We start from the raw sequence: 23931 nt of genomic DNA on the forward strand, positions 1-23931 counted from the left end.
GTCACTGCGCCTCGAGGATGTTCTCGCCGCGCAGCGGGCCCATGTCCTGGATGTTGCGACGATGCCGCCGCCAGCCGCCGATGGTGCGGCGCAGGCTGCGCAGCGAGATGAGGTAGTAGATGCCCTTCATGGCCCACAGCGACGGCCAGATCGGCGTCTTGCCGTAGATGTCGCCGGCCAGCAGCGACAGCAGCGCTTCTTTCACGCGCAGTGGGTTCGCCGGGTACATGAACATCTCGCGGATGGTCGGGTTGGTGACACGGAAGATGAACCACGAGTACTCGCGCGGGCCCTTGCGCATCGTCGCCTCGAAGCGGCGGCGGGCTGCGGCGGCCTCGCCGGGGCGGTCCAGGCAGGTCGCCACCACCTCGGCGCCGTCGAAGGCGCTGTGCATCGCAAGGTAGACCCCGGACGAGAACATCGGGTCGATGAAGGTGAAGGCATCGCCGAGCAGCAGGTAGCGTTCGCCGCTGCAGTGGGTGGCGCAGTACGAGAAGTTGCCGGTCGCGTGCACGTCGCCGCCCACCAGCGTGGCGTCCTTCAGGCGGTCGGCCAGTTCGGGGCACAACGCGATCGTGTCGTCGAAGAAATCCTTCAACGGCTTGTCGCGCTGCTTCAGGTAGTAGGGCCAGCACACGGCGCCGACGCTGGTGGTTCCGTCGGCCAGCGGGATGAACCAGAACCAGCCGTGGGCGAACCACATGATGCTGATGTTGCCTTCCTTCACACCCGGCAGCCGACGCGCGCCGGTGTAGTGGCCGAACAGCGCCGAGCTGTTGTGCGCCGGGTTCTTTTCCTTGCAGCGCAGCTTGTTCGCGATGAAGGTGTCGCGCCCGGAGGCGTCGACCACGAAGCGGGCGCGCCAGCGGCGCGCGGCGCCGTCGTCCAGCGTGGCCTGCACGGTGGCGCCGTCGGCGTCGAAGCTCACGTCGCGCACGCGGCAGCCTTCCAGGGACCTGGCGCCGGACGCCGCCGCATGGCGGAACAGCAGTTCATCCAGCTTGGAGCGGCGCACCTGCCAGGCATAGGGCTGGCGCTTGTCCCATTGGTCGGCGAACTCGAGGTAACTGCGGTGCTCGTGCTCGGGCGACACGAACTCGATGCCCCACTTGGGCATGCCGATCTTCTCGACCTGGTCGCGCACGCCGAGCCGCTCGAACAGCGCGACGTTGGCTGGCAGCAGCGACTCGCCGATGTGAAAGCGCGGGTGGTGGGCCTTCTCCAGCAGCACGACGTTGCGGCCCTGCTTCGCCAGCAGGGCCGCGACGGTGGAGCCGGCCGGGCCGCCGCCGATCACCAGGACGTCGCAGGAGGAGGGCGCCGTGTCGGAGGAGGATGCAGCGGAATTCATGGGTTCAGTTCCGGGCCGGCTTGCGGGCCGTGTACTCGGAGAAGATGCCGAGCTCGACATGGCGCTGCACCTGCTCGAAGCCCGCGGCCCGAAGCGCCTCCATCACCGAGTCCGGCGAGATGCAGGCTTCGATGGTGTCCCAGTAGTAGCGCCACAGCTCGGCGGTGTCGCTGCGGCGCCCGACGGCGCGGGCGATCAACGGCACCACCGCACGCATGTAGCCGCGCAGCAGCGAGGTGGGGATGCGCCCGACCGGGCGCGTGATCTCGAGCAGCAGCAGCCGTCCGCCGGGCCGCAGGGCGCGGTGGAACTCGGAGAACGCGGCCGACACGTCGGCGATGTGCCGCAGCGCGTAGCCGAGGCTGAGGAAATCGGCGCTGGCATCGTCGCAGGGCAGGGCCTCCGCGCGGCCCTGCCGCAACTCGACGCCGGGCAGATGCACTTCGCCCATCATGCCGGGGCTGGGATCGACGCCGACCAGCCGGCCGCCCGGACCGATCAGGCGCAGCGCCTCGCGCGCGACCATGCCGGTCCCGATGCCGACGTCCAGCACCTGCGCGCCGGTGGCGAGCCCGGCCCGCTCCAGCGCGCGCCGTCGGTACCAGGGGCCGGAGCCCAGGGCCAGGATGCGCTCGATGCGCTCGTAGTCCGGTGCGGTGTCGTCGAAAATGCGGCGCAGGAAGCGCTGGTGATCGGCTTCGTCTCCATAGTAGGCGCTGAGCGGCGCGTGCGGGGCCAGGGCCTCGCGGGACGGCGGGGTGGAGGGCGGGCCGGGTTGCATCGATCGATTATGGCAAGCCGCTGGAGCCGCCCCTCCCGCATGACCGAGCGCGGGCAGGGGGCCGCCGGGGCGGCGACACTCCGGGTCGGCCGATCGCCGGCCGTCATGGTCGCGGTGGCTTCACGCAAGTTCACAGTCCTTCACGCCGGGCTCAAGTGCGCGTGGCAACTTTCGCCTTTGCCCGAGATCGCAGTGACATGAAAAGAACGACGCTGTTGGGGGGGGCCGTGGTGCTGGTCGCCGCAGGGGCCGCCCTCGCCTGGACGCTGGCGCAGCGCCCGCCGGCCGGCGCCCCGCGTGCTGCGGCTGCGACCGCCGGCACCGCCGTCACGGTGACCACGGTGCCGGCACGCCGCGAGGATTTCGCGCTGGAGCTGGGGGCGACCGGCACGGTCAGCGCGCTGAACCGCGTGGAGATCCATCCGCAGATCAGCGCCGCCATCGAGCGGGTGCACATCCGCGAAGGGCAGACGGTCCGTGCCGGCGAACTGCTGTTCACGCTTGACAGCCGGGCTGCCGAGGTGCGGGTGGCCCAGGCCCAGGCGCAGTTGCAGCGCGATCTGGCCACGCTGGCCGACGCCGAGCGGCAACTGGCCCGCAGCCGCGATCTGCTGCGCCAGGATTTCGTGTCGCAGAGCGCCGTCGACACCAACCTCAGCCAGGTCGAGGCGCAGCAGGCGGTGGTGGTGGCCGACCGCGCGGCGATCCAGGCAGCGCGTGTGGACCTCGGCTACGCGCGCATCGTGGCCCCGAGCGCCGGCCGCGTGGGCGCGATCGCGGTCTATGCCGGCAGCTATGTGACGCCGGCGTCGCCAGCGCTGGTGACGATCACCCAGCTCGACCCGATCGCGGTGAGCTTTCCGGTGCCGCAGCGGCACATCGGCGCGTTGCTGGACAGCCTGAAGTCGGGCACCGGCCGCGTCACCGCGCGCCTGCCGGGCGCGCAGGCGCCGCTCACCGGCACGCTGCAGTTCGTCGACAGCGCCGTCGACGCGAACTCGGGCACGGTGCAGGTCAAGGCGCAGTTCGCCAACCCGCAGCAGCAGCTGTGGCCCGGTGCCTATGCCGACGTGAAGCTCGCGGTCGGCAGCCTGCCGGGCGCGATCCTGGTGCCGCAGGCCGCAATCATCCAGGGCGCCAAGGCCAAGTCGGTCTACGTGGTCGGTGCGGACGACAAGGCACAGCTCCGCGAGGTGGAGGTCATCGCCTCGGCCGGCGACGTGGCGGCCGTCAGCGGCGTGCAGGCAGGCGAGCGCGTCATCGTCGACGGCAAGCAGAACCTGCGGCCCGGTGCGGCGGTGGTCGAACAGGCCCCGGCGGCGGCCGCAGCGAGCCGGCCGGCGCGGCGCGTGGCCGCCGCGTCGGAGCCTCGGCCATGAACCTGTCGGAGCTGTTCATCCGCCGTCCGGTGATGACGGTGCTGCTGAACCTGGCCATGGTGGTGGCCGGCGTCATCGCCTACCGGCAGATCCCGATCGCCGCACTGCCGAGCTACAACACCCCGGTGATCAACGTCACGGCCTCGCTGCCCGGTGCCAGCCCCGAGACCATGGCCACCTCGGTGGCGCTGCAGTTGGAGAAGCAGTTCTCGACGATCCCCTCGCTCAGCATGATCAGCTCGACCAGCACGCTGGGCACCACCTCGCTGACGCTGGAGTTCGACGAGGGCCGCGACATCGACGCGGCGGCGGTCGACGTGCAGGCGGCGCTGCTGCGTGCCGAACGCACGTTGCCGCAGGACATGACCGCGCCGCCGTCCTATCGCAAGGTCAACCCGGCCGACGCGCCGGTGCTGCTGATGGCGATGACCTCGCCCTCGCTGAACCTGTCGGACCTGAACGACTACGCCGAGCACCTGATCTCGCCCGCGCTGTCCACGCTGCCTGGCGTGGCGCAGGTCAACATCTTCGGCCAGCGACGCTTCGCGGTGCGGGTGAGGGTGCACCCGCAGGCGCTGGCCGCGCGCGACATCGCGATCGAGGAGCTGAGTGCGGCGCTCGCCACCGCCAATGCCAACACGCCGGTCGGCACGCTCGAGGGCGACCGCCAGACGCTGACGGTGCAGGCCAACCGGCAGCTGCGCAACGCGGCCGAGTTCTCCGACCTGATCGTCAGCAGCAAGAACGGCAACACGGTGCGGCTGCGCGACGTGGCGACCGTGGAGGACAGCTACGAGAGCGTCAAGACCTCGGCCAACTTCAACGGCGAGGCGTCGATCACGCTGGCCGTGCAGCGCCAGCCCGACGCCAACACCGTGGCGGTGGTGGATGCGGTCAAGGCCGCGCTGCCGGGCTTCACCGCACAGCTGCCGCAGTCGATCCAGCTGAGCCTGCTGAACGACCGCTCCACCTCGATCCGCGAGGCACTGCACGACGTGAACCTCACGCTGCTCGGCACCATCGTGCTGGTGGTGCTGGTGATCTTTCTCTTCCTGCGGAGAGCGGTCGCGACGGTGATCCCGACGCTGTCGCTGCCGGTGTCGCTGATCGGTGCGGTGGCGCTGCTGTGGGCCGGCGGCTACAGCCTCGACAACATCTCGCTGCTGGGCCTGACGCTGGCCGTGGGCCTGGTGGTGGACGACGCGATCGTGATGCTCGAGAACATCATGCACCACGTCGAGCAGGGCATGGACCCGTTCGAGGCGGCGTTGAAGGGCTCGCGCGAGGTCGGCTTCACCATCATCTCGATCTCGACCTCGCTGGTCGCGGTGTTCATCCCGATCTTCTTCATGCCCGGCGTGATCGGCCTGCTGTTCCACGAATTCGCGGTGATCGTCTCGCTGGCCATCCTGGTGTCGGCCTTCGTCTCGCTGACCCTGGTGCCCATGCTGGCCGGACGCTACCTGAAGCCCGAGGCCACGCAGCGCCCGCCGGGTGCGCTGGTGCGCGGCTTCGAGCGCGGCTTCGAGGCCGTCACGCGCTGGTACACGCGCTCGCTCGACCTCGCGCTGCGGCACCGCCGTCTGATGCTGGGTGTGGGCGTGCTGACCTTCGCGCTGACCGCGCTGATGTTCGTCACCATTCCCAAGGGATTCTTCCCGGAGGAGGACATCGGCCAGATCCGCGCCTCCACCGAAGCCGCCGAGGACACCTCGTTCGCGGCGATGGTGAAGCTGCAGGACCAGGCGGTGCAGGTGATGCTGGCCGACCCGAACGTGCTGAGCGTGAACTCGGTCAACGGCGGCAGCGGCACGCAGAACACGGGCCGCATGTTCATCAACCTCAAGCCGCGCGGCGAGCGCCTGCCCATGAAGCAGGTGGTGGAAGGGCTGCGCAAGAAGTTGAGTCAGGTGGCCGGTATCACCGTCTACCTGCAGCCGGTGCAGAACCTGCAGCTCGGCGGGCGCCCCAGCAAGAGCCGCTACCAGTACATCCTGCAGAGCGTGAAGGCCGATGAGCTGAACGACTGGGCGGCCAGGCTGCAGGAGAAGCTGCGCGCCGATCCGCGCTTCCGCGACGTCACCTCCGACTCACAGCTCAAGGGACTGCAAGCCTCGCTGAAGATCGACCGCGACAAGGCCAACACGCTGGGCGTGTCGGTCGACTCGATCCGCAACGCGCTGTTCAGCGCCTTCGGCGAGCGCCAGGTCGCCACCATTTACACCACCGCCGACAGCTACCAGGTGATCATGGAAGTGGCGCCCGACGCCAAGCGCGACGAGAGCGCCTTCGACGGCATCTACCTGCGCAGCAGCAACGGTGCACTGGTGCCGCTGAACAGCTTCGCGACGGTCGAGCGCACGCTGGGGCCGACCTCGGTGAACCACGTCGGGCAGCTGCAGGCGGTGACGGTGTCGTTCAACCTCGCGCCGGGCGTGCCGCTCGGCGATGCCACCCGGCAGCTCGAGGCCTACGGGCAGGAGATCCGCCTGCCGGCATCGGTGATCACCAGCTACGGCGGTGACGCAGCGGTGTTCAAGACCTCGCAGGGCAGCCAGGCCATCCTCATCGTTGCGGCGTTGCTGGTGATCTACGTGCTGCTGGGCGTGCTGTACGAGAGCTACATCCACCCGCTGACCATCCTGGCCGGCCTGCCATCGGCCGCGGTGGGGGCCTTGCTGATGCTGGAGTTCTTCGGGCAGGACCTGACGCTGATCGCGACCATCGGCATCCTGCTGCTGATCGGCATCGTGAAGAAGAACGCGATCATGATGATCGACTTCGCGCTCGACGCGCAGCGCCATCAGGGCATGGCGCCCGAGGCAGCGATTCGCGAAGCCTGCGTGCGGCGCTTCCGGCCGATCACGATGACCACGCTGGCCGCGCTGATGGGCGCGCTGCCCATCGCGCTGGGCATCGGCGCCGGCGCCGAGCTGCGGCAGCCGCTGGGTCTGGCGGTGGTGGGCGGCCTGCTGTTCTCGCAGGCGATCACGCTCTACCTCACGCCGGTGATCTACCTCTACCTCGACCGCTACAGCGGTCGTGGGCCGATCCAGACGCCGGAGGTCGTGGAAGCCCGCTGAGGGGGGCGGCAGCGAGGGGGCGTCGGGTCTGGATCAGCGCCGCTTGCTGCCGCCCAGCAGGCTGCCCAGCACGCCGCGGATGATCTCGCGGCCCACCGTGGTGCCCATGGTGCGCACGGCCGACTTGGCCATCGACTCGGCCAGACCCTCGCGCTTGCCGCCGCGCGGCCCGGTCGAGCCGAACAGGATGTCGCCCAGCCCGCCGAGCATGCCGCCGCCGTCCTGTGCCGGCGCGGTGCCGCCGGCGCCGCGATTCGCCTTCAGCGCGTCGGCCGCCTCGGCCGTGGCGGCGCCGCGGCCCTTGAGCTTCTCGTAGGCCGACTCGCGGTCGACCACCTTCTCGTACACGCCGGCCACCAGCGAGCCGGCGATCAGCGCCTGGCGCTGCTGTGGCGTGATCGGGCCGATCTGGCTGCCCGGCGGGATGACGAAGACGCGCTGGGTGATGCCGGGGCGGCCCTTCTCGTCGAGCAGGCTGACCAGCGCCTCGCCGACCGCCAGCTCGGTGATCGCGGTGGCGATGTCGAGCCCGGGATTGGCGCGCATCGTCTCGGCGGCCGACTTGACGGCCTTCTGGTCGCGCGGCGTGAAGGCGCGCAGCGCATGCTGCACGCGGTTGCCGAGCTGGCCGAGCACGCTGTCGGGCACGTCGAGCGGGTTCTGCGTCACGAAATAGACGCCCACGCCCTTGGAGCGCACCAGCCGCACCACCAGCTCGATGCGCTCGACCAGAGCCTTCGGGGCGTCGGTGAACAGCAGGTGAGCCTCGTCGAAGAAGAACACCAGCTTGGGCTTCTCCAGGTCGCCCACCTCGGGCAGCAACTCGAACAGCTCGCTGAGCATCCACAGCAGGAAGGTGGCGTAGAGCCGCGGCGCGGTCATCAGCTTGTCGGCGGCCAGGATGTTGATCACGCCCTTGCCGTCTGCGGTCTGCATGAAGTCACCGATGTCGAGCATCGGCTCGCCGAAGAACTTGTCGCCGCCTTGTTCCTCGATCTGCATCAGGCCGCGCTGGATGGCGCCCACGCTGGCGGCGCTGATGTTGCCGTATTCGGTCTGGAACTCCTTGGCGTTGTCGCCCACGTGCTGCAGCATCGCGCGCAGGTCCTTCAGGTCCAGCAGCAGCATGCCGTTGTCGTCGGCGATCTTGAACACCAGCGACAGCACGCCCTGCTGGGTCTCGTTGAGCGCGAGCATGCGGCCCAGCAGCAGCGGGCCCATGTCGGACACGGTGGCGCGCACCGGGTGGCCCTGGGCGCCGAACACGTCCCACAGGGTGGCCGGGCAGGCGAGCGGGGTCGGCAGGTCCAGGCCGCGGTCCTTCAGCACCTTGGCGAGCTTGTCGTTCACGCTGCCGGCCTGGGCGATACCGGTCAGGTCGCCCTTCACGTCGGCCAGAAAGACCGGCACGCCGATCTTCGAGAACTGCTCGGCCAGCGCCTGCAGCGTGATGGTCTTGCCGGTGCCGGTGGCCCCGGTGATCAGCCCGTGGCGGTTGGCCAGGGCGGGCAGCAGCGCGCATTCGATCTCGCCGTGCTTGGCGATCAGCAGGGGTTCGGCCATGAGGTCCTCGGCAGGGGGGCGGGCGAAGACGCGGAGGCGTCCACTAAAATCTTTCCAATCCTAAGCTTTCCGAAACGAGAACAACATGGCCGGCCATTCCAAATGGGCCAACATCCAGCACCGCAAGGGCCGCCAGGATGAGAAGCGCGGCAAGATCTGGACCCGCATCATTCGAGAGATCGTCGTGGCGGCCCGCGCCGGCGGCGGCGACACCGCGATGAACCCGCGGCTGCGCCTGGCGATCGACAAGGCCAAGGCCGCCAACATGCCGGCCGACCGCATCAAGTACAACGTCGACAAGGCCACCGGCAACCAGGAAGGCGTCAGCTACGAGGAGATCCGCTACGAGGGCTACGGCATCGGCGGCGCGGCGATCATCATCGACACGATGACCGACAACCGGGTGCGCACGGTGGCCGAGGTGCGGCACGCCTTCAGCAAGTACGGCGGCAACCTGGGCACCGACGGCTCGGTGAGCTTCCAGTTCAAGCACTGCGGCCAGTTCATGTTCGCGCCGGGCAGCAGCGAGGACAGGATCATGGAGGTGGCGCTCGATGCCGGCGCCGAGGACGTGGTGACCGACGACGACGGAACGGTGGAGGTGCTCTGTGCGCCGCCCGATTTCGAGGCCGTGCAGGCGGCGTTGCAGGCGGCCGGGCTGGTGCCCGAACTGGCCGAGGTGACGATGCGTGCCGAGAACACCGTGGCGCTGGACGGCGAGGACGCGCAGCGCATGCAGAAGCTGCTCGACGTGCTGGAAGACCTGGACGACACGCAGGCCGTGTTCCACAACGCCGAACTGGACGAGTGAGCAGGACGACATGAAGGTTCTCGTCATCGGCGGTGGTGGCCGCGAGCACGCGCTGGCCTGGAAGCTGGCGCAGTCGCCCAAGGTGCAGATGGTCTACGTGGCGCCGGGCAACGGCGGCACGGCGCTCGACGTGCGCCTGAAGAACGTCGCGATCACCGAGGTGGACGCGCTGGCCAACTTCGCGCAGGCCGAGAAGATCGGCCTCACGGTGGTCGGCCCGGAGGCGCCGCTGGCGGCCGGCGTGGTGGACGTGTTCCGCGCGCGCGGACTGCGGGTGTTCGGCCCGACCCAGGCGGCCGCGCAACTGGAGAGCTCAAAGGCCTTCTCGAAGGACTTCATGAAGCGCCACGGCATTCCCACGGCTGCCTATGAGACCTTCTCCGATGCGGCGGCCGCGCATGCCTACGTCGACCGCATGGGCGCGCCGATCGTCGTCAAGGCCGACGGCCTGGCGGCCGGCAAGGGCGTGGTGGTCGCGGCGACGCTCGACGAGGCCCACCAGGCGGTCGACTGGATGCTGGCCGGCCACAGCGGCGACAACAAGCTCGGGGTCACGCACAACGCCGGTGGAGCGCGGGTGGTGATCGAGGAGTTCCTGGCCGGCGAGGAAGCCAGCTTCATCGTGCTGGCCGATGGCCGGCACGTGCTGCCGCTCGCCACCAGCCAGGACCACAAGCGCCTGAAGGACGGCGATGCCGGACCGAACACCGGCGGCATGGGCGCCTACTCGCCGGCGCCGGTGGTCACGCCCAACATCCACGCCAAGGTGATGCACGAGATCATCCAGCCCACGCTCGACGGCATGGCACGTGATGGCATTCCCTATACGGGTTTCCTGTACGCCGGGCTGATGATCGATGCCCAGGGCAACCCGAAGACGCTGGAATTCAACTGCCGCATGGGCGACCCGGAAACCCAGCCCATCATGATGCGCCTCAAGAGCGACCTGCTGGACGTGCTGACGCATGCCGCCGACGGCACGCTCGACCAGGTCGAGCTGCAGTGGGACCGGCGTTTCGCGCTCGGCGTGGTGATGGCCGCGCACGGCTACCCGGAGCAACCGCGCAAGGCCGACGTGATCACCGGCCTGCCGCCCGAGACCGCGGACGCGGTGGTGTTCCACGCCGGCACCAGCAAGCCGGGCAAGGACATCGTGACGAGTGGCGGCCGCGTGCTGTGCGTCACCGCGCTCGGGGACTCGGCCAAGGTCGCGCAGGCTCGCGCCTACGACGCACTCTCGGGCATCGCCTTCGACGGCATGCAGTTCCGCCGCGACATCGGTCACCGCGCGATCAAGCGCTGACGCCCGCCCGATGACTGACACGCAAGCCGTCCGGGACTACCTGCTGGGTCTGCAGGAGCGCATCGTCGCCGCGCTGGAGGCGGAGGACGGCGGGCGCTTCCTGAGCGACCGCTGGACGCGCGAGCCGGGCGGCAAGCTGGAGGGCGAGGGTCTGTCGCGCCTGATCGAGGGCGGCCGCCTGCTCGAGCGCGGCGGCTGCAGCTTCAGCCATGTGCGCGGCCGGGCACTGCCACCGTCGGCCACCCAGCATCGCCCCGAGCTCGCCGGCGCTCCCTTCGAGGCGATGGGCGTTTCGCTGGTGTTCCACCCGCGCAACCCCTATGTGCCGACGGTGCACATGAACGTGCGCATGCTGGCTGCACACCGAGCCGACGGCGAGATCGTCACCTGGTTTGGCGGCGGCATGGACCTGACGCCGTACTACGGCTTCGAGGAAGATGCGGCGCATTTCCATGCCACCTGCCGCGACGCGCTGGCGCCGTTCGGCGACGACAAGTACCCGCGCTTCAAGCAGTGGTGCGACGAGTACTTCTTCCTGAAGCATCGCAACGAGCCGCGCGGCGTCGGCGGCGTGTTCTACGACGACTTCTCCGAACTCGGCTTCGATGGCAGCTTCGCGATGACGCGTGCGGTCGGCGACGCGCTGCTCGCGGGCTATCTGCCGATCGTGCAGCGCCGCCAGGCGCTGCCGTTCGGCGAACGCGAGCGCGGGTTCCAGGCCTACCGGCGCGGCCGATACGTCGAGTTCAACCTGGTGTGGGACCGCGGCACGCTGTTCGGGCTGCAGTCCGGCGGGCGCACCGAATCCATCCTGATGTCGATGCCGCCGGCCGCGGCCTGGCGCTACGACTGGCAGCCCGAGGCCGGCACGCCGGAAGCCCGGCTCTACAGCGACTTCCTGCGGCCCCGTGATTGGGTGGCCCCGACTTGAACGCCTCGCCCCAACGCCGCATCGGCCTGTACGGCGGCAGTTTCGATCCGCCGCACATGGGCCATCTGGTGCTCGCGATGACCGCCGTGCAGCACCTCAAGCTCGACGAGCTGCGCTGGATCCCGGCCGGCGTGGCGTGGCAGAAGGAGCGCACGTTGCTGAGCGCCACACACCGCGCCGGCATGGTGAAGGCGGCCATCACCGGCCACCGCGGCTTCAAGCTCGACCGTCGCGAGATCGAGCGGAACGGCCCCAGCTACACCATCGACACGGTGCGCGAGTCGCAGCTCGCCGAGCCGAACGCGAAGTGGTTTCTGGTGATCGGACAGGACCAGTACGAACGCCTGCCCACCTGGCACGAGTGGCGCGAGCTGATCACGCGAGTCACGTTGGCGGTGGCCGGCCGCGACGGCAAGTCACCGTCGCCGCCTTCCGAACTGCTGGCGGTTTGGCACCGCATCGAGGCGCTGCCCATGCCGCCGATGAACGTCTCGTCGACGGCGATCCGTGCCCACCTCGCGGCCGGTGGCACCGCGCAGTCGCTGGTTCCCGACATGGTGCCCACCGTGGTCGCGCGCTATATTGACCGTTACCACCTCTACGCGCCGCCTCGCGGTGGCGTCCCCGCCGCCTGAGGGCGGCACCCAGCCCGGAGCTGCATGGACATCCGCAAACTGCAACGCGCCATCGTCGATGGCCTCGAGGACGTGAAGGCCCAGGACATCCAGGTCTTCAACACCGAGCACCTGTCGCCGCTGTTCGAACGGGTGATCATGGCCTCGGGCCTGAGCAACCGGCAGACGAAGGCCCTGGCCGCCAGCGTGCGCGACGCGGTCCGATCGCAGGGCTTCCCGGTCATGCGCACCGAGGGCGAGGACAACGGAGAGTGGATCATCGTCGACTGCGGTGCGGCTGTGGCGCACATCATGCAGCCCGAGATCCGCCGCTATTACCACCTCGAGGAGATCTGGGGCGGCAAGTCGGTGAAGATGAAGTTCGGCGCGGTGAGCAAGGGCCTGGTCAAGGCCTCGGCGCCGGCCGCGCCGGCGCGCAAGTCCGCCGCGGCCAAGGCGCCTGCGGCCAGGAAGGCGCCGGCCCGCAAGACGGCGGCTTCTGCGCCGGTCGCAAAGAAGACACCGACCCGGTCGGCCCCGACCACCCGCGCACCGGCCACGAAGCGCGCTCCCGCGAAGAAGGCCGCGCCGTCGCGCAAGACGTCGCGCGCATGAAGCTCGCGCTGGTCGCCGTCGGCCAGCGCCTGCCAGCCTGGGCCGAAACGGCCTGCGAGGATTACCTCAAGCGCTTTCCCGCCGATTGGCGCGTGGAACTGAAGGCGGTGAAGGCGGAGCCACGCACCCAGGGCAAGACCGTGGACGCCATGAAGGCCGCCGAGGCGCAGCGCATCGAGGCGGCCTGCGCCAGGGGCGTGCGCCGTGTCGTGCTCGACGAGCGCGGCACCCGCCTGACCACCCAGCAGCTGGCGCAGAGGCTGCAGGCCTGGCAGCTCGACGGCCGCGACGTGGCGCTGCTGATCGGCGGCCCCGATGGCCTGGCCGACACGCTCAAGGACGGCGCCGACGAGACGCTGCGTCTGTCGGACCTGACGCTGCCTCACGCCTTCGCACGGGTCTTGCTCGCCGAAGCGCTGTACCGGGCGTGGTCGGTCAACGCCGGCCACCCCTATCACCGCGAGTAGCGAGCGTGCCCGAATTCCTCTACCTGGCGTCGCAGAGTCCGCGGCGCCGCCAGCTGCTGCTGCAGATCGACGTGCGCCACGAACTGCTGCTGCCCGGCGCCGACGAGGACAGCGAGGCGCTGGAAGCCGTGCTGCCCGGCGAGGCGGCGGCCGACTATGTGCAGCGCGTGACGCTCGCCAAGCTGGCGGCGGCGCGGGCGCGCCTGCTGCAGCGGGCACTGCAGGCGGCGCCGATCCTGTGCGCCGACACCACCGTGGTGCTGGGCGGCCGCATTCTCGGCAAGCCGGCCGATGACGAGGAAGCAGCACACATGCTCGAGGCCCTGTCGGGCCAGACCCACCAGGTGCTGACGGCGGTGGCCGTGGTCGAAGGACCGCATGCGGCCTTCGAGCCCCAGCTGCGGCTGCAGGTGTCGACCGTGCGACTGTGCCGGCTGACCTCCGACGAGATCGTGCGCTACGTCGCGAGCGGCGAGTCGCACGGCAAGGCCGGGGCCTATGCGATCCAGAGCCAGGCGGCCGCATGGATCGAGCACATCGATGGCAGCTACACCGGCATCATGGGTCTGCCGCTGTTCGAGACGGCACAACTGCTGAAGCCGTTGGGCTGGCAGTTCTGACAGTGCGCGACCCCGGAGTCGCACGGTACGACCGCTGCGCATCCTTGCCCCTTAATATCGCCCGCATGCAAGACATCCTGATCAACTGGTCCCCGCAGGAGACCCGTGTCGCCATCATCGAGAACGGTGCGGTGCAGGAATTGCATCTCGAGCGAACGCTCGAGCGTGGGTTGGTCGGCAACATCTACGCCGGTCGCGTGGTGCGGGTGTTGCCGGGCATGCAGAGCGCGTTCATCGACATCGGACTCGAGCGGGCCGCATTCCTGCACGTGGCCGACCTGCACCGCGAGGACGCGCCCGGCCGCGACAATCCGCCGCCGGCACCGATCGAGCGGCAGGTGTTCGAGGGCCAGGCACTGCTGGTGCAGGTGATCAAGGATTCCATCGGCACCAAGGGCGCGCGACTGTCGACGCAGATCAGCATCGCAGGGCGGCTGCTGGTTTTCCTGCCGCAGGACGACCGCATCGGCATCAGCCAGAAGATCGGATCGCACGAGCTGCGCGAGCAGCTGCGCACGCGCATGCAGGCCCTGGTGGCCCCGCCGAACGGCGGCAGCAGCAGCGGCGGCTTCATCCTGCGCACCAATGCCGAGGAGGCTACCGATGCCGAGCTGGCGGAAGACATCGCCTACCTGCGCAAGACCTGGACCGCAATCCGGGAGCGCGCCTTCAAGGCGCCATCCGGCACCTTGCTGCACCTGGACCTGAACCTGATGCAGCGGGTGCTGCGGGACCTGACCCACGACCAGACCCATGCCGTGCGCATCGACTCGCGCATGCAGTACGAGGCGCTGAAGGAGTTCGGCGAGCAGTACATGCCGAGCTCGGTGGCCAAGCTCGAGCACTACCACGGCGAACGGCCGATCTTCGACCTGTTCGGCATCGACCAGGAGATCGAGCGTGCGCTGGCGAGGCGTGTCGACCTGAAGAGCGGCGGCTACCTCATCATCGACCAGACCGAGGCGCTGACGACGATCGACGTCAACACCGGTGGCTACGTCGGCGCGCGCAACTTCGACGAGACGATCTTCAAGACCAACCTCGAGGCGGCGCTCGCCATCGCCCGCCAGCTGCGGCTGCGCAATCTGGGCGGCATCATCATCATCGACTTCATCGACATGGCTCGAGAGGAGCACCAGAACGCGGTGCTCGCCGAACTGCGCAAGCAGCTCGCGCGCGACCGCACCAAGACCACGGTGAGCGGCTTCACGCAGCTCGGCCTGGTGGAGATGACGCGCAAGCGCACCCGCGAATCGCTGGCCCACCTGCTGTGCGAACCGTGCCCCACCTGCCAAGGCAAGGGCCAGGTGAAGACGCCGCGCAGCGTCTGCTACGACATCCTGCGCGAGATCCTGCGCGAGGCGCGGCAATTCAACCCCAAGGAGTTCCGCGTGGTCGCCAGCGCCGCGGTGGTGGAGATGCTGCTCGACGAGGAGAGCCAGCATCTCGCCGGCCTGTCCGACTTCATCGGCAAGCCGGTGTCGCTGCAGACCGAGCCCGGGCTCTCGCCCGAGGCCTACGACATCGTGCTGCTGTAGCGGACCGCCTTCCGCCGGCGGAGCGCAGTAGTGCAGTCGGCCCGCGGGCCTTGTGCACTCCGCGGCTTTTGTGTCCCTACAATGCCGGCCGAACCATGTCGCCGTCCGTGATCGTCATCCACCGCAGCGAGGCGCCGCGCATCGGCGCCCGCGGGGCTCCGACGGCGCTCTACACCGTGTCACGACTTTCATCGGGCCCTGGGGTCCGAGCAGCCGGTGCCGGCTGGTATCCTGCCCGGGTATCGAGTTTGTTGCGCTGCGGCCTGGTGCGCCGCGCCGGCGACACCGTGCACGAGCCCGCGCTTGCGGATGTCCCGGTCGCTTCTTCCGACGGACCTTTCCTCCCCGACAGCATGCCTCACATCGAGCCTCGTCTCGACACGACGATCCGCGATGCGGGCGCTCTGGCCGCTCACTCTGCCGCATGACCCACCTTCGAGCCCTGTCTTCTCCTCCCTCGATGCTGCGCCGCAGCTTGGTGGCACTGCCGCTCGCCGCGGCGCTGCCGTCCGCGCTGGCCCAGTTCCGCGTCGAGATCTCCGGCGTCGGCGCCACGCAGTTGCCGATCGCCGTCGTGAAGTTCCGCGACGAGGAGAAGGCGCCGCAGCCGGTGGGCGCCATCGTGCGGGCGGATCTCGAGCGCAGCGGGGTGTTCCGCAATCTCGACACCTCCGGCGTGGTGCTCGACGAAGGTTCCCAGCCGGCGATGAGCGACTGGCGCGGCCGCAGCGCCGATGCGCTGGTCGGCGGCTCGGTGACGCGCCTGGCCGATGGCCGTTTCGATGTGCGCTACCGTCTGTGGGACGTGGTGAAGGGCCGCGACCTCGGCGGCCAGAGCTATGCGGTCCCTGCCGGCGATCTGCGGCTCGCGGCCCACCGCATCGCCGACGCCATCTACGAGAAGCTCACCGGCGAGAAAGGCGTGTTCTCGACGCGCATCGCCTACGTCACCAAGGGCGGCGGTCGCTTCACGCTGTGGGTGACCGACGCCGACGGCGAGGGCGGCCAGTCCGCGCTGGCCAGCCCCGAACCCATCATCTCGCCGGCCTGGTCGCCCGATGGTCGCGAACTGGCCTACGTGTCGTTCGAGAGCCGCAAGGCCGTGGTCTATGTGCAGGAGGTCGCCAGCGGCAAGCGCCGCACGCTGGCGAGCTTCCGCGGCTCGAACAGCGCGCCGGCGTGGTCGCCCGACGGCCGCCAGCTCGCGCTGACCCTCAGCCGCGACGGCGGCTCGCAGCTCTTCGTGATGGGGCGCGACGGCGAGGGCGTGAAGCGCCTGACCAGCAGCGGTGCGATCGACACCGAGGCCACGTGGGCGCCGGACGGCAAATCGATCTATTTCGTCAGCGACCGGGGCGGCAGCCCGCAGATCTACCGCGTGCCGGCCGGTGGCGGCAATGCCGAGCGGGTGAGCTTCAGCGGCAGCTACAACATCAGCCCGGCGATCAGCCCGGACGGCCGCACGATGGCCTACATCTCGCGCGACGGCGGCGCCTTCCGGGTGCAGGTGATGGACCTCGCCAGCGGAACCGCCCGCGCGGTGAGCGACACCAAGGACGACGAAAGCCCCAGCTTCGCGCCGAACGGCCGACTCATCATCTACGCCACCCGAGACGGTGGCCGCGATGTGCTGATGACCACCACGACCGACGGCAAGATCAAGGCCCGCCTCGTGTCGACCCAGGCTGATGTGCGCGAGCCGGTCTGGGGCCCCTACGGACGCTGAGCCCTGCGAGCTCGCGCTTGTTTCGTCGATCGACCACCATTTACCAATGAGGAGAAAACCATGATGTCGATGATCCGCCGCTCCACCCCTGCCGTGGCCCTGCTGGCCGCTCTGGCCCTGGCCGGCTGCAGCTCGCCGGTGAAGCTGGACGAGCCGCCGGTGGAAAGCCGCACCGCGGCTCCGGTCGGCGGCGCCGGTGCCGGCGGTTCGGCCAGCGGGACCAGCCAGTCGCAGGTCGCCAACGTCGACCTGTCGGCCCAGCAGGCCGGTGCACTGGGCAAGGTGGTCTATTTCGACTTCGACAGCTTCCTCGTGAAGGACGAATACCGCCCGATCGTCGACAACTACTCCAAGGTGTTGAACAGCGACCGCAAGAAGCGCGTTGTCATCGAAGGCCACACCGACGAGCGCGGTGGTCGCGAGTACAACCTTGCGCTGGGCCAGAAGCGCGCCGAGGCAGTAGCCAAGTCGCTCACGCTGCTGGGCGTGCAGGACGGGCAGATCGAGTCGGTCAGCTACGGCAAGGAGCGTCCGGCGGTCACCGGCAGCGACGAGGCGGCGTGGGCCAAGAACCGCCGTGCCGAACTGCGCGACCGCTGAGATGACGCGCAGCACCGTCACGGTGGCCAGGATCGCCGGCTGGCGCCCCGCGATCCTGGCTGCGGCACTGCTGGGTGCCGGGGCCGCACAGGCCGGTCTGTTCGACGACGACGAGGCCCGCCGTGCCATCCTCGATGCGCGCGCGCGCATCGACCAGGTCGATCAGGCCGCCAAGGCGCGCGAAGCCGAGTTGACGGAGCAGGTGAACCAACTGCGGCGCAGCGTGCTCGACCTGAATACCACCATCGAGCAGCTGCGCGCGGACCTGGCCAAGCTGCGCGGCAGCGACGAGCAGTTGCAGCGCGACGTGGCCGAACTGCAGCGCAAGCAGAAGGACGTGCAGCAGGGCATCGACGAACGCCTGCGCAAGATGGAGCCGCAGAAGGTCACGCTGGACGGCAAGGAGTTCCTCGCCGAACCCGAGGAAACGCGGCTGTACGGCGAGGCCGTCAACGTGCTCCGGCAGGGTGATTTCGCCGGCGCGGTCAACGCCTTCAGCGCCTTCCAGCGCCGCTACCCCAGCAGCGGCTACTCGACCGCGGCGCTGTACTGGCTGGCCAATGCGCAGTACGGCAAGCGCGACTACAAGGACGCCATTCCGTCCTTCCGGGCCCTGGTGGCGGCGGCGCCCGACCACCCGCGTGCGCCCGAGGCCCTGCTGTCGATCGCCAACTGCCAGCTCGAGCTGAAGGACACCAAGTCCGCACGCCGCACGCTCGACGAACTGCTGAAGAATTACCCGAAGAGCGAGGCCGCGCAGGCCGGTCGCGAGCGGCTCGCCTCATTGAAGTGAGCGCGTTACCGGAGCCTGACGAAGCCGACCTGGAGCGCCGCTTCGGGGGCCTTCGGCGGCTCTACGGAGAGGCCGGGTACCGTCGGATCAGGGCGGCCCGGATCGGCGTGGTCGGTGTCGGCGGCGTCGGCTCCTGGGTGGCCGAGGCGCTGGCGCGTAGCGGCGTGGCTGCACTCACGCTGATCGATCTCGACCACGTCAGCGAGTCCAACATCAACCGGCAGGTGCAGGCCCTCGACGCCACCCTTGGCCAGGCCAAGGTGCTGGCCTTGCGGGATCGCATCGCGCAGATCCATCCGGCGTGCCGGGTGCATGCGGTCGAAGCTTTTGTCGAGGCCGACAACTGGCCGGCGCTGTTGCCGGAACGCATCGATGCGCTGGTGGACGCCTGCGATCAGGTTCGTGCGAAGGCGCTTCTGGCGGCGTGGGCGCTCGATGCCGGCTTGCCCTACGTATCGGTGGGGGCCGCTGGCGGCAAGCGCCGCGCGCAGGCGGTCGAGGTCGAAGACTTGGCCGAGGTGACCCACGATCCCTTGCTGGCGTCCCTGCGGCAGCGCCTGCGCCAGCGGCACGCGGCGGCGCGCAAGGGGGCGATCGGCGTGCGCTGCGTGTTCTCGCGCGAGGCCGTGAGCGAACCCGACGAGGCTTGCCGGGTTGACGGCAGCCTCAACTGCCATGGCTACGGATCCGCCGTCAGCGTCACAGCCACCTTCGGTTTGGTCGCCGCAGGTGAGATCATCGAGGGCCTCGTGGTCCGTGATGCGCAGACTTGAATCCGAGAAAAAAGTCTGGCTATAATGAGCGGCTCTACGGCGGGTTGTTAGCTCAGTCGGTAGAGCAGCGGACTTTTAATCCGTTGGTCGCGTGTTCGAGTCACGCACAACCCACCAAGGCGCTCCTCACGGGGTGCTCACCGTGGCCAGTTCACGGGCTCTTAGCTCAGTTGGTAGAGCAGCGGACTCTTAATCCGTAGGTCGAGTGTTCGAGTCACTCAGGGCCCACCAAGAAAGACAAGGCCTCGCACGACAGTGCGGGGCCTTTGTCATTTCTGGCTGTCGCGCGCGCGAGATTCCTCATCAGGCGATGGCCAATCGCCCAGCCTCTCGTGATGTCCGCGGCCTTGGTGACTGAGGATCAGTGTGAATCGCGCGGCGATCCATCCTGTCTGTTCGATGAGGTGCTCTGGTACCAGTATCGGGTCATAGAGCAGCGTCATGTGCGGTGTGCGGGACGGCTTCGGCCTGAGCCCTGCGCGGCGTAGTTCGTCTCCAAGTGCGTCCCGCAGTCGCGTCACGGCGTCATCGCTCTGTGCATCGCAGCGCAGGACGAAGGGGTTGTTGCCTGCGGTGTTGAAGCTGGATGCACGATCGAACAGGATGGACGAACCCGGCCAGGGCACTCGGGCAGCCGCGGCCCGGGCGGCTTCGATATCCGATCGAGGGATCCTGTTGGCGTAGCCCGCGACCGCATGCAGGCTGACGTGCAGGTTCTGAGGTGGGAGGCACGGACCCCGCAGCCCATGGCGCCTGCGCAGCTCGGCGCCGGCCTGGGCCAAGTGTTCTGCGTCGTCGCGCAGAGGGACGAGTGCAAAGAACAGGTTGTAGCCACGCAACTGGCCGGCGCGCCCGTGGACGGCCTCGGGCTGGAACAGTGCGGGCTCGGCAGGAACTCCTGGCAGGCTGATTTGATCGGGCATGGCATCCGCTCCTCGGGTCGATGTGCTGGTGGCAAACGGGTCTTCACGCGAGCCTCGAACGACCCCGCCGACCCTGGGTCATTCGTTGTCTGACAGCGGCGGCCGGTCTAAGGGTTACATCCCATGGCCTCTGTCGCCTGCGTGACGGAAACGCTGCCTTCGCTCCTCCATCCTTGGGCAGCGCTTCTCCCGTGACGCGACGCTCGGTCACGGCCGCTGAAATCACCAAGTGAAGGGAATCGTGATGAACGACAAGACCGTTGCCAAGACCACCAGGGTGGACGCCGTGGTCATCGGGGCAGGCATCGCCGGCCTGTACCAGGTCTATCGCCTGCGTGAGCAGGGGTTCGACGTCCAGGCTTTCGAGGCCGGCTCCAACGTCGGAGGCACCTGGTACTGGAATCGCTACCCGGGCGCCCGGTTCGATTCCACGGCCGAGGTCTACCAGTTCTGGTTTTCGGAAGATCTCTACAAGGGGTGGAAACCGAGCGAGCGCTTCCCGGCGCAGCCCGAGTCCGAGCGCTGGCTGAACTACGTGGCGGACCGCTGTGACCTGCGCAAGCATTACCGGTTCAGCACGCGCGTCGAGGCGGCGCACTACGATGAAGCTGCGCAGAGCTGGTCGATCACGACCGACCAGGGCGATACCGTCCAGGCGCGCTTCCTCATCACCTGCTGCGGCATGCTGTCGGCGCCGCTGACGTCGGTGTTCCCCGGTCAGGACAGCTTCAAGGGCCAGTTGTTCCACACCGCGCGTTGGCCGAAGGAACCGGTCGATTTCACCGGCAAACGCGTGGGCATCGTGGGCACCGGGGCGACGGGCATCCAGGTCATCCAGACGATCGCGAGTCAGGTCGGCCACCTCAAGGTGTTCCTGCGCACGCCGCAGTACACGATCCCGATGAACAACCCGAAGTACACCGAGGCGGTCTGGGCCGGATTCTCGAGCCGCTTCCACGAGATGAAGGAACGCGTGCAGCGAACCTTTGCCGGCCACGTCTACGACTTCGGCGGCTACGGCACTTGGGCCGAAAGGACGCCCGAGGAGCGGATCGCCGTGCTGGAGGAGCTCTGGAACGACGGCTCGCTGGCGTTGTGGCTGGCCTCGTTCTCCGAAATGTTCTTCGACGAAAAGGTCAACGCCGAGGTCTCCGAGTTCGTGCGCGGGAAGATGCGCGAGCGGCTCAAGGACCCGGTGCTGTGCGAGAAGTTGATCCCCACGAACTACGGCTTCGGGACCAACCGCGTGCCACTGGACACCAACTACCTGGAGGCCTACCACCGCCCGAACGTCGAGATCGTTGACGTGAAGGCGTCGCCGATCGAGTGCGTCACGCCCGAAGGTGTGCGAACGGCCGACGGCAAGCTCCACGAACTCGACATCCTGATCCTGGCGACGGGTTTCGATGCGGGAACGGGTGCACTGACGCGCATCGACATCCGCGGTCGCGGCGGGCGCTCGCTCAAGGACGACTGGGGCCGCGAGATCCGCACCACGATGGGCCTGCAGGTGCACGGCTATCCCAACCTCTTCACGACCGGGGCGCCGCTGGCGCCGTCGGCGGCCTTCTGCAACATGACCACCTGCCTGCAGCAGCAGGTCGACTGGATCACCGAGTGCCTGGTGGCGCTGCGCCGTAAGGGCCTGACCGTCATCGAGCCCAGCCGGGCGCTGGAAGACGAATGGGTGGCTCACCACGACGAGACCTCCAACGCGACGCTGCTGGTCAAGACCGATTCCTGGTACATGGGAACCAATGTCAAGGGCAAGCAGCGCCGCATGCTTTCGTACATCGGTGGGGTCGGAAAATACCGCCAACGCTGCGAAGAACTGGCCGCCGGCGGCTATCCGGGTTTCGAGATGCGCTGAGTTTGCTAGTCGGTCTCGGGCGTCAGCGTCAGGACGGCGGGGATCGTCTCGTCGCAGCTGTCCAGCAGCCCGGCATGCACGGCCCGCAATGTCGCGAGGCTGCCGACGTGGGGCAGGACCGTGTCCGCACCGCAGAGCGGACACACGGCGGTGGATTCGCCGTGTGTCCAACTCACCACGTCGGACGGCTCGAATGTGGCCAGGCAAGAGAAGCAGCCTGCAATCCGCGCCGAAGCCAGTTCGGCGCGGTTGTTGAAAGAGTCGTAGCCAGTGTCCGACATGTGCGAAGCGTCGGTTGCAGGACTCAGGACGTCACGCTGTCGCGCAGCGCCTTGATCTGGTCGTGGTTGGACTGCACCCCAAGCAACTGCCGGCCGAGCGTCTGCTGCACGTCGATCGGCAGTTGCTGCTTCAGCGCCTTGCGGTAGCGGGCCAGTGCCGCGTCCTCGCCGCGCTCGCACTCCTCCAGCAACGCGTGATCGCTGCTGCCGGTGAATGCATCCTTCACCGACACCCATCCCCGATGAAGGGCGCCGGCGACGCTGCCATGATCCTCGGGGCTTCCCCCGTGCTGCAGGACCAGGGCCTGCAACTCCACCGCGGCGCTTTCGCATTCCGCGGCACGGGCCTGCAGTGTCTGCTTGAGGGCGACGGACTCGGCTCGCTCGGCGCATTTCGCGAATCCGTACTGGCCGTCTTTCGACGTTTCGATCAGTTCGTTCAGGATCTGGATGACTTGCTTGTCGCTCATGGGAACTCCTCGAAGTTGGGCAAGTGGGACCACCCGGGATGGATGGGACCGTGGCAACTCGATGATGGGTAGCCTGCAGTCCAAAGGCAGTAGGGCGATCGCGCCGCGTGCTGTACGAACGCGCCTACACCGTGTCTCCTTCGCTGCGAATGAACGGCCCCTTGATCTGGCGCAAGGCCTGCTGGGCGGTCTGGATCGACGCTAGCGACCGACGGCGCGGCGGGTGTTTATCGCCGTGGCCGTACGCTTTCTTACACTGCATCAACCCCCCGTGCACGCCAGCTTGACCATCATTCGCCAGGAGCATCGGGCTCTGTCTGCGATGCTGCGCGCCATCCACCTGATGCTGGGAGAGCATCGCCGGCGCGGAACGCTGCCGGACTTCGGGATGTTGCGCGCCATGCTCTTCTACGTCGACGAATTTCCCGAGCGCCTGCACCATGCCAAGGAAAGCCGGCTGCTGTTTCCGATGCTGCGGTCGCGCAGCGCAGAGCGCACCGCCGTGCTGAACCGGCTCGATCAGGACCATGCCCAGGGCGAGCAGTTCATCCGCAAGCTCGAACACGAACTGCTGGCCTTCGAGGTGATGGCCGAGACGCCCCAGGGCGAGGAGCGACGCGAGCGTTTCGAGCGCTCGATGACGGCCTACATGCACTTCTACCTGAACCACATGCGCACGGAGGAGGCGATGGTGCTGCCGATGGCCGAGCGCGTGCTCGGTGATCAGGACTGGAGCGAACTCGATGCGGCCTTCCTGCAGAACCGCGACCCGCTTGCCGGCGACGAGGGCGATGCGGTGTATGCCGATGTCTTCAGGCGCATCACCGAAGCGCAACCGACCCTGCTGGGTCTGGGCTCCGCGCTGGAAGCACTGGCCGGGCGGGCGACGGCGAGGTCCGTCTAGAGCGCTCGAGACCGGCCCAGGCGGCCGGGCGACCGATCGGTCTCCGGCGGACCGATACTGCGTCCATGCAGGACGAGGCCCCAATTCCCCCGACGCCGCGCTGGATTCGCGCGCTGTGGTCGCTGGCGGGGGGGCTGGCCTTGCTGACGGGCCTGGTCGGCATCGTGCTGCCCTTGTTGCCCACGACGCCCTTCGTGCTGCTGGCGGCCTTCTGCTTTGCGCGCGGGAGCGAGCGCTGCGAACGTTGGCTGCTCGGGCATCGACGCTTCGGACCGATGATTCAGGCGTGGCGTTCGCATCGCGCGATCCCGCTGGCGGCGAAGCGACTGGCCACGGTGATGATGACGCTGGGCTGTGTCTGGTCGTGGTGGTGGCTGACTTCGCCCTGGCGATGGATGCCCGCACTGTGTTGCACCGCCGTTGCGCTGTGGATGTGGCGCCTGCCGACGGCGGACGCGACGCGGCGGCTGCCAGGTCGCGATTGAGCGACGTTGCTCAATCGCAATCTCCGCGCGACCGGGTCGGATTTCGCTCG

General features: G+C 68.5%; 23 protein-coding genes and 2 tRNA genes. 19 read left to right on the plus strand and 6 right to left on the minus strand.

Annotated elements, in window-relative coordinates:
• Position 1: 1 nt before the first annotated feature.
• Entirely contained in the window at positions 2–1351 is a 1350-nt protein-coding gene (locus MPE_RS06710) for an NAD(P)/FAD-dependent oxidoreductase (RefSeq protein WP_011828931.1), read from the minus strand.
• A gap of 4 nt (positions 1352–1355) precedes the next feature.
• The gene (locus tag MPE_RS06715) at positions 1356–2132 is read right to left on the minus strand and encodes a class I SAM-dependent methyltransferase (protein ID WP_011828932.1); all 777 of its coding nucleotides are present in this window, start codon (positions 2130–2132) and stop codon (positions 1356–1358) included.
• 197 nt (positions 2133–2329) lie between these two features.
• On the opposite strand from MPE_RS06715, the gene MPE_RS06720 reads away from it, so the two are divergent.
• Positions 2330–3511, plus strand: a complete 1182-nt coding sequence (locus MPE_RS06720; RefSeq protein WP_011828933.1) for an efflux RND transporter periplasmic adaptor subunit — start codon at positions 2330–2332, stop codon at positions 3509–3511.
• On the plus strand, positions 3508–6594 hold the full coding sequence (locus MPE_RS06725) for an efflux RND transporter permease subunit (RefSeq protein ID WP_011828934.1): 3087 nt from the start codon (positions 3508–3510) through the stop codon (positions 6592–6594). The genes MPE_RS06720 and MPE_RS06725 overlap by 4 nt, the downstream gene beginning before the upstream one ends.
• A 33-nt stretch (positions 6595–6627) precedes the next feature.
• On the opposite strand, the gene MPE_RS06730 is transcribed toward MPE_RS06725, so the two are convergent.
• Positions 6628–8157: a helicase HerA-like C-terminal domain-containing protein gene (locus MPE_RS06730; protein WP_011828935.1), complete on the minus strand. Its 1530-nt coding sequence runs from the start codon at positions 8155–8157 to the stop codon at positions 6628–6630.
• 85 nt (positions 8158–8242) lie between these two features.
• On the opposite strand from MPE_RS06730, the gene MPE_RS06735 reads away from it, so the two are divergent.
• The 14 genes from MPE_RS06735 (at position 8243) to MPE_RS06800 (ending at position 19179) form a co-directional block, all read left to right on the plus strand.
• Positions 8243–8968, plus strand: coding sequence for a YebC/PmpR family DNA-binding transcriptional regulator (locus tag MPE_RS06735; protein WP_011828936.1), 726 nt, complete (start codon positions 8243–8245; stop codon positions 8966–8968).
• Between the two features lie 10 nt (positions 8969–8978).
• Entirely contained in the window at positions 8979–10271 is a 1293-nt protein-coding gene (gene purD / locus MPE_RS06740) for a phosphoribosylamine--glycine ligase (protein ID WP_011828937.1), read from the plus strand.
• Positions 10272–10281: 10 nt separating this feature from the next.
• Positions 10282–11202, plus strand: coding sequence for an oxygen-dependent coproporphyrinogen oxidase (gene hemF, locus MPE_RS06745; protein ID WP_011828938.1), 921 nt, complete (start codon positions 10282–10284; stop codon positions 11200–11202).
• Complete coding sequence (nadD, locus tag MPE_RS06750; RefSeq protein WP_011828939.1) at positions 11199–11837, plus strand: nicotinate-nucleotide adenylyltransferase; 639 nt, start codon at positions 11199–11201, stop codon at positions 11835–11837. Before hemF ends, nadD begins: the two co-directional genes overlap by 4 nt.
• Positions 11838–11861: 24 nt before the next feature.
• Positions 11862–12431: a ribosome silencing factor gene (gene rsfS, locus MPE_RS06755; RefSeq protein ID WP_011828940.1), complete on the plus strand. Its 570-nt coding sequence runs from the start codon at positions 11862–11864 to the stop codon at positions 12429–12431.
• Positions 12428–12898, plus strand: a complete 471-nt coding sequence (gene rlmH / locus MPE_RS06760; protein WP_011828941.1) for a 23S rRNA (pseudouridine(1915)-N(3))-methyltransferase RlmH — start codon at positions 12428–12430, stop codon at positions 12896–12898. Before rsfS ends, rlmH begins: the two co-directional genes overlap by 4 nt.
• 5 nt (positions 12899–12903) lie before the next feature.
• On the plus strand, positions 12904–13518 hold the full coding sequence (locus MPE_RS06765; protein ID WP_011828942.1) for a Maf family protein: 615 nt from the start codon (positions 12904–12906) through the stop codon (positions 13516–13518).
• Between the two features lie 65 nt (positions 13519–13583).
• Positions 13584–15056 (plus strand): ribonuclease G, encoded by a 1473-nt coding sequence (gene rng, locus MPE_RS06770; protein WP_011828943.1) that lies wholly within the window; start codon positions 13584–13586, stop codon positions 15054–15056.
• A gap of 424 nt (positions 15057–15480) precedes the next feature.
• Complete coding sequence (gene tolB / locus MPE_RS06775) at positions 15481–16782, plus strand: Tol-Pal system beta propeller repeat protein TolB (RefSeq protein WP_193373377.1); 1302 nt, start codon at positions 15481–15483, stop codon at positions 16780–16782.
• Positions 16783–16842: 60 nt separating this feature from the next.
• Entirely contained in the window at positions 16843–17382 is a 540-nt protein-coding gene (gene pal / locus MPE_RS06780) for a peptidoglycan-associated lipoprotein Pal (RefSeq protein WP_011828946.1), read from the plus strand.
• Between the two features lies 1 nt (position 17383).
• Positions 17384–18175, plus strand: coding sequence for a tol-pal system protein YbgF (gene ybgF, locus MPE_RS06785; protein WP_011828947.1), 792 nt, complete (start codon positions 17384–17386; stop codon positions 18173–18175).
• The gene (locus MPE_RS06790; RefSeq protein WP_011828948.1) at positions 18172–18948 is read left to right on the plus strand and encodes a tRNA threonylcarbamoyladenosine dehydratase; all 777 of its coding nucleotides are present in this window, start codon (positions 18172–18174) and stop codon (positions 18946–18948) included. The genes ybgF and MPE_RS06790 overlap by 4 nt, the downstream gene beginning before the upstream one ends.
• A gap of 41 nt (positions 18949–18989) precedes the next feature.
• A tRNA-Lys gene (locus MPE_RS06795) sits at positions 18990–19065 on the plus strand.
• Positions 19066–19103: 38 nt separating this feature from the next.
• Positions 19104–19179: transfer RNA gene (locus MPE_RS06800), tRNA-Lys, on the plus strand.
• Between the two features lie 38 nt (positions 19180–19217).
• On the opposite strand, the gene MPE_RS23910 is transcribed toward MPE_RS06800, so the two are convergent.
• Positions 19218–19871 carry a 2'-5' RNA ligase family protein gene (locus MPE_RS23910; RefSeq protein WP_011828949.1) on the minus strand — a complete coding sequence of 218 codons (654 nt, stop codon included), beginning with the start codon at positions 19869–19871 and terminating at the stop codon, positions 19218–19220.
• Positions 19872–20115: 244 nt separating this feature from the next.
• On the opposite strand from MPE_RS23910, the gene MPE_RS06810 reads away from it, so the two are divergent.
• Positions 20116–21741 carry a flavin-containing monooxygenase gene (locus MPE_RS06810; RefSeq protein ID WP_011828950.1) on the plus strand — a complete coding sequence of 542 codons (1626 nt, stop codon included), beginning with the start codon at positions 20116–20118 and terminating at the stop codon, positions 21739–21741.
• 5 nt (positions 21742–21746) lie between these two features.
• On the opposite strand, the gene MPE_RS06815 is transcribed toward MPE_RS06810, so the two are convergent.
• Both MPE_RS06815 and MPE_RS06820 read right to left on the minus strand, forming a co-directional pair.
• Positions 21747–22022 (minus strand): hypothetical protein, encoded by a 276-nt coding sequence (locus MPE_RS06815; protein ID WP_011828951.1) that lies wholly within the window; start codon positions 22020–22022, stop codon positions 21747–21749.
• 23 nt (positions 22023–22045) lie between these two features.
• Positions 22046–22492: a ferritin-like domain-containing protein gene (locus tag MPE_RS06820; RefSeq protein WP_011828952.1), complete on the minus strand. Its 447-nt coding sequence runs from the start codon at positions 22490–22492 to the stop codon at positions 22046–22048.
• Between the two features lie 283 nt (positions 22493–22775).
• Here MPE_RS06820 and MPE_RS06825 point away from each other — a divergent pair, with 283 nt between their 5' ends.
• Entirely contained in the window at positions 22776–23396 is a 621-nt protein-coding gene (locus tag MPE_RS06825; RefSeq protein ID WP_231497430.1) for a hemerythrin domain-containing protein, read from the plus strand.
• Positions 23397–23461: 65 nt separating this feature from the next.
• On the plus strand, positions 23462–23881 hold the full coding sequence (locus MPE_RS06830; RefSeq protein WP_011828954.1) for a YbaN family protein: 420 nt from the start codon (positions 23462–23464) through the stop codon (positions 23879–23881).
• Positions 23882–23931: the final 50 nt, after the last annotated feature.

The sequence above is a fragment of the Methylibium petroleiphilum PM1 genome, assembly GCF_000015725.1.
GTDB lineage: Bacteria > Pseudomonadota > Gammaproteobacteria > Burkholderiales > Burkholderiaceae_C > Methylibium > Methylibium petroleiphilum.

What these genes read in the sequence shown, in the direction of transcription:
- rsfS (WP_011828940.1), top strand. Translation starts at nt 11,862, where the DNA reads ATGGACATCCGCAAACTGCAACGCGCCATCGTCGATGGCCTCGAGGAC.
- MPE_RS06735 (WP_011828936.1), top strand. Translation starts at nt 8,243, where the DNA reads ATGGCCGGCCATTCCAAATGGGCCAACATCCAGCACCGCAAGGGCCGC.
- ybgF (WP_011828947.1), top strand. Translation starts at nt 17,384, where the DNA reads ATGACGCGCAGCACCGTCACGGTGGCCAGGATCGCCGGCTGGCGCCCC.
- rlmH (WP_011828941.1), top strand. Translation starts at nt 12,428, where the DNA reads ATGAAGCTCGCGCTGGTCGCCGTCGGCCAGCGCCTGCCAGCCTGGGCC.
- MPE_RS06730 (WP_011828935.1), bottom strand. Translation starts at nt 8,157, where the DNA reads ATGGCCGAACCCCTGCTGATCGCCAAGCACGGCGAGATCGAATGCGCG.
- MPE_RS06810 (WP_011828950.1), top strand. Translation starts at nt 20,116, where the DNA reads ATGAACGACAAGACCGTTGCCAAGACCACCAGGGTGGACGCCGTGGTC.
- MPE_RS06720 (WP_011828933.1), top strand. Translation starts at nt 2,330, where the DNA reads ATGAAAAGAACGACGCTGTTGGGGGGGGCCGTGGTGCTGGTCGCCGCA.
- tolB (WP_193373377.1), top strand. Translation starts at nt 15,481, where the DNA reads ATGACCCACCTTCGAGCCCTGTCTTCTCCTCCCTCGATGCTGCGCCGC.
- purD (WP_011828937.1), top strand. Translation starts at nt 8,979, where the DNA reads ATGAAGGTTCTCGTCATCGGCGGTGGTGGCCGCGAGCACGCGCTGGCC.
- MPE_RS06815 (WP_011828951.1), bottom strand. Translation starts at nt 22,022, where the DNA reads ATGTCGGACACTGGCTACGACTCTTTCAACAACCGCGCCGAACTGGCT.
- hemF (WP_011828938.1), top strand. Translation starts at nt 10,282, where the DNA reads ATGACTGACACGCAAGCCGTCCGGGACTACCTGCTGGGTCTGCAGGAG.
- MPE_RS23910 (WP_011828949.1), bottom strand. Translation starts at nt 19,871, where the DNA reads ATGCCCGATCAAATCAGCCTGCCAGGAGTTCCTGCCGAGCCCGCACTG.
- pal (WP_011828946.1), top strand. Translation starts at nt 16,843, where the DNA reads ATGATGTCGATGATCCGCCGCTCCACCCCTGCCGTGGCCCTGCTGGCC.
- MPE_RS06830 (WP_011828954.1), top strand. Translation starts at nt 23,462, where the DNA reads ATGCAGGACGAGGCCCCAATTCCCCCGACGCCGCGCTGGATTCGCGCG.
- MPE_RS06725 (WP_011828934.1), top strand. Translation starts at nt 3,508, where the DNA reads ATGAACCTGTCGGAGCTGTTCATCCGCCGTCCGGTGATGACGGTGCTG.
- rng (WP_011828943.1), top strand. Translation starts at nt 13,584, where the DNA reads ATGCAAGACATCCTGATCAACTGGTCCCCGCAGGAGACCCGTGTCGCC.
- MPE_RS06715 (WP_011828932.1), bottom strand. Translation starts at nt 2,132, where the DNA reads ATGCAACCCGGCCCGCCCTCCACCCCGCCGTCCCGCGAGGCCCTGGCC.
- MPE_RS06820 (WP_011828952.1), bottom strand. Translation starts at nt 22,492, where the DNA reads ATGAGCGACAAGCAAGTCATCCAGATCCTGAACGAACTGATCGAAACG.
- MPE_RS06710 (WP_011828931.1), bottom strand. Translation starts at nt 1,351, where the DNA reads ATGAATTCCGCTGCATCCTCCTCCGACACGGCGCCCTCCTCCTGCGAC.